Below are 6,509 nucleotides of genomic sequence, written 5' to 3'. Positions count from 1 at the left end.
ACTTGACGCTGAATGACCGAACATTTGTTTGTGAGTGCGGTTACACCGCAGGCAGAGATTGGAATGCCGCCTTTAACATTGAGGCGGAAGCGTTAAGAATCCATACTGGCCGGAGTGGGTTCACGGACAGTCTAAACGGGCGTGGACAGGATGTAAGACTTTTCGGAGCAATCCTGGATGAAGCGTCAAAATTGGCCGAAGAGAGGCGGCCTTCCAAACTTGCGATTTAGGTGGGTTTGGTAAACCAGGCTCCCCATGCGGCATACCTCGTACGGATGCGTGACGGTTCTCTACGGTTACCCCGACAGCAAGTTCCCCAGGTGCACCTCCCTCTTGGTGGCGGGGAAGTACCCTGCCCTGATAGATCCTGGCGCGGGTGTCGAGGTACTGGGGCACCTGGCGTCAAGGGTTGCCACTTTGCTCAATACCCACTGCCACTACGACCACCTGCGCTATAACTACCTGTTCCGGCACGCAGAGCTCCTGACAAACCCCCAGGAGTTCAAGAGGACCAATTCCCTGGAGGACCTCGCAGGCGTGCTCGGAGTTGACCGCTACTTCGGCCCGGGCGCCGCGCGATCCTGGGCCCGGAGGGCCGCCCTGGGAAGCCTGCCGCCCTCCCCCTTCTCATCGGCGGGGCGATACGAGTGGGGCCTGTCAACAGGGTGGGCCAGTGGTGAGTATCCTATGGATGTCGAGTTCAGCCTTGGTGACACCACGGTCATCATGGTGCACGCCCCTGGGCACTCCGCAGGCTTCTGCTGCCCTTACTTCCCCCGGGAGGGAGTGGTCTACACGGCTGACTTCGATCTCACGGCCTTCGGGCCGTGGTATGCCACGGCAGACGGGGACCCGGAGGAGTTCGCCGCCAGCGCGCGCCGGATCGCGGGCATAGATGCGAAGGTGTTCGTGACGGGGCACCAAGAGGGCGCCGTCGGGGCGGCAGAGTTCCGCCGGAGACTCAAAGGGTATCTCTCCGTCATCGACCAGCGGGATGACAAGGTGATACGCTTCCTGGAAGATGGCTTGGGCCCAGAGGAAATGGCCTGCCGGGGGCTGGTCTACGCGCTGAAGTACCAGGAGAGGGATCCCTGGGTGAGAATGTACGAGCGCCTCATGATAGACAGGCACCTCGAAAGGGTGGCGAGATTGAGGCCGGATCTATTGAGCCAGGATGCTTTGGCCCGGATGCTCAAGTCCCATGGGGACCATGGGTCTAATCCCTGGCTCTAGCCGGTGACCTGCCGCCCGGGCTCGCGTACGCTAGTATCCTGTGATCCTTACGGGCCCTGAGCCCGGATTCACGGCCTTTGCCTCCTGGTCTCAAGAACCCGCAGGCGAGCCCTGAGGGATGCCTCTTCCCCCTCCTCGGTCAAGGCGGGGTCCATGAAGCACCTAGAGGTCTCACAGGGGAGTCCCTCACACCAGCCCGAGTGTCAAAACCCCTTCTGGTTTAGACAGCAATCGTACACTGGGCACACGCTGACCCCGGCTTCCGCGGTCCAGTAAGGGTTTCCCTGCACCCTGGTGCAGCCTGGGCTCCTTGTCCATGGCCTCGCAACTGCCACAGTCAAGACCTCACGCGGCGGCGAGGTCTTCATCACTTTTTGGCCTTCACTCCAGGATTCCATTCTCAGGGCCTCCAGCCCGGCAGGGTTTCACCTCTTTCCGGGAAAACCCGGGCTTTGCCATACGAAGTCGCCCCTCCTAATGGTAGCCGCCACCTTGATGTCCTTGATCCTTGCGGGGTCAGCCTTGTGGATGTCCTGGGAGAGTATGGCGACGTCTGCCTGTTTCCCCTGCCTTATGCTTCCCTTTACACTTTCCTCAAAGCCTATGTAGGCAGACCCTATGGTGTAAATGGCGATGGCTTCATGAAGCCCGATCCGGGACTCTCTCACGCTGTGGTTCAGGCAGGAGTGGATGCCCAGCAAGGGGTCTATGGGGGTCACAAAGCTGTCAGAGCCTGCTCCGATGATGAGTCCCTGGTCCAGCAGCCGGCGAAAGGGGTTCTTCCTCAAGGCCCTCTCCTGCCCCAGTTGCCGCTCGTAGGCTTTGTAGTCCCAGAAGTGGTCGAAGGCGGGCTGCATGGCCAGTACCACCCCTAGATCACAAGCCTTCTGGGCCAAGGCGTGGTCGGGGATCTCGAAGTGCTCTATACGGTGGCGCCTGTCATGGCCTGGTGTGTCTCGCAAGGCAGTCTCGTAAGAGCTAAGGGCCTGTTCTATGGCGGCATCCCCCACACAGTGGAGCGCCACCTGCAGGTCAGCCCTGTGCGCCTCCGCCACAAAGGCATCCAGTTCCTCCTGGCGGAAGTAGAGGACCCCATGGGTGCTGGGGTCATCGGCGTAGGGTTCCCTCAGCGCGGCGGTATGGGGTGTGAAGTCGCCGTCCACGAACACGCATCCCCCGATCCGGGGCAGTCCCAGATCGGTAACGGCCTTCACCGACGTGGTCTGGTAGTACACAACAATATCCAGGGGAAGGTGCTCCTTCATCTCGAGCAGGGAGGTTACCTCCGGGTCCCACGGTTGCCTCCGGCCCTCCAAGGCGTGGACAGTGGTCACCCCGTTCATGACACACTTCCTCGTGACCTCCTGGATGGCCCTCTCGCGTTGCTGGGGGGTGAGGAGTCTTGACGCCAGGTCCTGGGCTACATCGTTAGCCTCTCCCCTGATGAACCCCGTCTTCAGGTCCTGGGCAAATAGGGACACGCCGCGACTTGACGCCTCGGATACCACCCGTCCTAGTCCCAGGGAGTTCACCAGGGTGCCGTGGCCCGTGGAATAGATGCAGAACAGGGGTGTACACGGTACAGCCCTGTCCAGTTCCTCCAGGGTGGGCAGGCGGCCTTCCCTCAGGCGAATCTCGTCAATCCCCCAGGTAACCAGCGGCTCTCCCGTGTCCAGGCATTCGCGCTCACAAGATAGTGCCTCCAGGCACTCCTTCACGGATGAGCAGTGCTCCACACTGGGGCGGACCAGGTGGTGTCCTGTCCAGGTGAAGTGGCAGTGGGAATCCACGAAACCCGGCAGGGCGGTTTTACCCTCAAGATCAATGTAGGCAGCCTCGGGGAAAGCCTCCTTAGCCTGGCTAGTGCTGCCCACCAGCGCAAAGTGGCCACCCTTGATGGCCACGGCCTCCGCCTTGGGGCATTCCGGGTCCATGGTAATGATGCTTCCGTTGTACAGGACCAGCGGGTGCTTCAAAGGGCATCTCTCCCCGGAAAGGTAGTTGAAGGGCAACGAAGATGGATGTAGTACTTATGGTGTTCGCCGCATTTTCGCCGGGGACCTTTGCCCGGCACCGTCGCCTGTCTTTTTTCACTTTTTTTACCCCAAGGCGTACTGCCGCCAGCAACGCTAACAGGGAGTGGTTGTGCCTTCCAGGGATTGCCTGCCTGCGATGGGTAAAGCCCAGCTAGTGACCGCTCGATTTACCATAGTAGAGAGTACCAGATCTCCCGGCGCCCAGCTGCAGCAAAGATACCTGGATAGCCGCCGCGACCAGACCCGCGATCAAACTGAAGGGCGGGTTCCTGTTGGAACATGCCGGTTTTTCACGTCCCTTGGCAATCTGGGTTGATGACGACCAGGGGAAGATGGAGTTCTTCAAAGAAGTGCTGGCACAGGGGGTTTGTTTCCCGGGCCAGTGTCTTGTTGTTTCCTGTCACCCCGAAGAGGTCAAGGCCTACCTGTCGGCAAATAACCAGGCCCCCCTGGTTATTCCCTGGCCCGGCCCCCCTTCCGGAGACCGGGCAGTCAAGGATTTCATCCGTGAGAGGTGCCAGGGATCCTGCCCGGGCGAGGTATTCCATGCCTTCTTTGATATGGATGTTGCGCTGGAGAGGTATGGGCCAGGAGGTGCCTTTGACTGGAAAACCCAGGTGGACGGCGCAATGTCGGAGGGTGCCCGGGTCTGGTGCATCTACGATGCCCGCAAGGCCTCCGAGTTCGCCCCTGGGCCCTCCAGCTGGCCCGGTGCCTCGGCGCTGCGCTGGGGGGGAGACCCCAGCCTCAACCCTCCCCTTGTCGCTCTCTTGGGCATCCCAGGCCTCCTCACCAGGGCGGTTACCCTCCTGGGGGGCGATGCGGGGGGTGTCTACCACACGCAGCGAGACCAGTTACGACTGGTGGCAGCTCATGGCTTGCATCCCTCCGAGATAGCCGGCTTCACCGTAGGCCTGCCCGGCGAATCGGATTGCGGGTTTTGGGATACCGCCAGCACTACCTGGCAAGGGGTGGGGGGTGGGGCTATTTGGGTCGGCGCCCGCCGCTCATCACTGGAACCCGGGGCACATAACCTCCTGGAGTACGCAGGAGAAGGCATAGTACACCACTGGAAGAGTGATCCCCTCGGTGGCTTTCACAGGGCAGTGAGAAGCATCGTTGCGCTCCGCCCTGAAGAGGAGATACCCAGCCTGGTGGCCGAGGCTCTGGCTGGGGTCATGGGGGCGGACGCCGCTGAGCTCTACCTTATCGGGGGTGAGGGAAGCCTCATAACCGGGGCCTACCCCGCCGATCTCAAGTGGTCAGGCTCGTGTTTCGTTGACGCTTCTGGCTTGATGCCGTCCTGCTACGTTCTGGGCCTTCCCTTCATCGCAGGAGATACCAAGGAGGCCCCCCCCCGGGCCCCTGCGCTAAATGGCTTGAGCTCCCCGGGCTACCGCTCGTGCATGGCTGTGGCGGTCCGCCATGAGGGCAGGCCCGTGGGGGCCATTCACTGCCACTCCAAGCGAGTGAACCACTGGGGGCCGGAAGACCTGGGCGTTGCCGAGGCCCTGGCGGACATCGTCTCAATGGTCTTGGAGAACTCTAGGCTCCATGCCAGGGTGAAGAAGGAATTCGAAGCCAGTATGCGCCTGCTCGGCACCACAATCGATACCAGGGACCAGTGGCTGGCTGCTCACTCCAGCGTTGTGGCAGGCTACGCGGTGGCCATTGCCCAGGAGATGAACCTGGATGCCGAGGATGTGCGGAGGCTGGAAATGGCCGCCCTGCTCCATGACATAGGAAAGGTGGGCATCCCCGATACCATACTGAAGAAGCCGGGCAGGCTGAAGCCAGAGGAACAGGCAATGCTCATGTCCCATGCTGAGACAGGGGCAGCCATCCTTGAGGAGTCCGGGTCCCCGTTTAACGATGTCTCTGATCTGGTCCTCCACCATCACGAGTGGTACAACGGGCACGGTTACCCGGCGGGTATCACCAAGCCGTCTCGGCTTGTCTCCATCCTGGCCCTGGCCAACGCCTTGGCTGCAATGACTTCACCAAGGCGTCACCGCAGGACCCTCAGCTCCCAGGAGGCCCTGCGGGAGGTTCACCTGGCATCGGGGACCCAGTTCGATCCTGAGGCAGTCGCCGCCTTGCTTAGGCTGGCCGAGAGGGGAGAGATCCCCAGGGTTGACACTGGTGAGAAGGACGGCATGGAGAAACCCCAGGCAGTGGCGGTCAGGGCCGTTCTTAGGGCTCGCGAGATGGGCGCCCTGATGAGCGTGGCGGAGATCCGGACACGCCTAAATGAGCCTGATGAGATCGTGGACGCCATCATGGACACCTTTCACAGGACCCTGGGATACCAGCACTGTTACCTCTACCTGCTGACCCCCTACGGTGCGGTCGTGCGTTCAGCAAGGGGATCGCTGAGCCCCCCCGTGGGACTTATGGTGGATAGGAGTGTTCTTAGGCCAATCCTGGAACCCGGGGGGATAACGCTGGGCCCTGGGCACACCGAAGGAGCCAGGTCCTGCGCCAGCTGCGTCTTGAAGGGGGCCGGTGGCGACTTGGGTGTGCTGTGCCTAGCCAGTGAGGACGACAATGGGTTCAATGAAGCGGATGTGAGCCTCCTTCGCACCGTATCAGGGCATGTAGCCTCGGCCATCGAGACAGCGCAGCTGGTCATCAAGCTGGAGATGGCAGCGGACACCGACTTCCTCACCGGAGCCCACAATCGCCGGTACCTGTCAAAGCGCCTGAGCAAGGAAATATCAAGGGCAAGGAGGCACGGGGGCCACGTCACCCTGGTCTTCATGGACATTGATGACCTGAAGGGGATCAACGACACCCACGGGCACGTTTCCGGTGACCGGGTGCTGCAGGCGATGGCTGCCACCGTGAGGTCTGTCATCAGGGACGAGGATATATTCGCTCGCTTCGGAGGGGACGAGTTCGTGCTGGTGCTCCCGGACACGGACCCCCAGGGTGCCGCCGAGCTCATAGAGCGGATTAGGGCCGCGATATCGGCCACCGTCGTGGATACCCCCGGGGCTAGGTTGCCGCTGCCCACGTTCTCCAGTGGCACCTCAGCCTATCCCACTGAGGTGTCCACTGCCGAGGAGCTGATCCAGGCAGCGGACGCCTGGATGTACCGCAAGAGGCTCATGTCCCGGAGGAGGGTCAAGAACGGCTGACAGGCGAGTCACCTCGGAAAGAGCCAGCCAGGTGCCCAAGCCTACCGGATCATCTCCTTTTTTCCCCGCGCCGGGTGGAGACAGATGGGTGTGGCTCAAC

4 protein-coding genes are annotated in these 6,509 nt (G+C 61.6%); 3 read left to right on the top strand and 1 reads right to left on the bottom strand.

Features of this window, described 5'->3' with window-relative positions:
- Positions 1-230 (top strand): zinc ribbon domain-containing protein (locus tag AB1576_00265; GenBank protein ID MEW6080230.1); only part of this gene is annotated, 230 nt, incomplete at its 5' end.
- A gap of 25 nt (positions 231-255) precedes the next feature.
- Entirely contained in the window at positions 256-1,233 is a 978-nt protein-coding gene (locus AB1576_00260; protein ID MEW6080229.1) for an MBL fold metallo-hydrolase, read from the top strand.
- A gap of 425 nt (positions 1,234-1,658) precedes the next feature.
- Here the strand turns inward: AB1576_00260 and AB1576_00255 are convergent, their stop codons facing one another.
- Complete coding sequence (locus tag AB1576_00255; protein MEW6080228.1) at positions 1,659-3,209, bottom strand: amidohydrolase; 1,551 nt, start codon at positions 3,207-3,209, stop codon at positions 1,659-1,661.
- 332 nt (positions 3,210-3,541) lie between these two features.
- On the opposite strand from AB1576_00255, the gene AB1576_00250 reads away from it, so the two are divergent.
- Positions 3,542-6,409: a diguanylate cyclase gene (locus AB1576_00250; protein ID MEW6080227.1), complete on the top strand. Its 2,868-nt coding sequence runs from the start codon at positions 3,542-3,544 to the stop codon at positions 6,407-6,409.
- Positions 6,410-6,509 lie beyond the last annotated feature (100 nt).

The organism is Bacillota bacterium (assembly GCA_040754315.1).
Taxonomy (GTDB): Bacteria; Bacillota; Sulfobacillia; order DUSP01; family JBFMCS01; genus JBFMCS01.
This window is presented reverse-complemented; position numbering and strand designations above follow the sequence as displayed.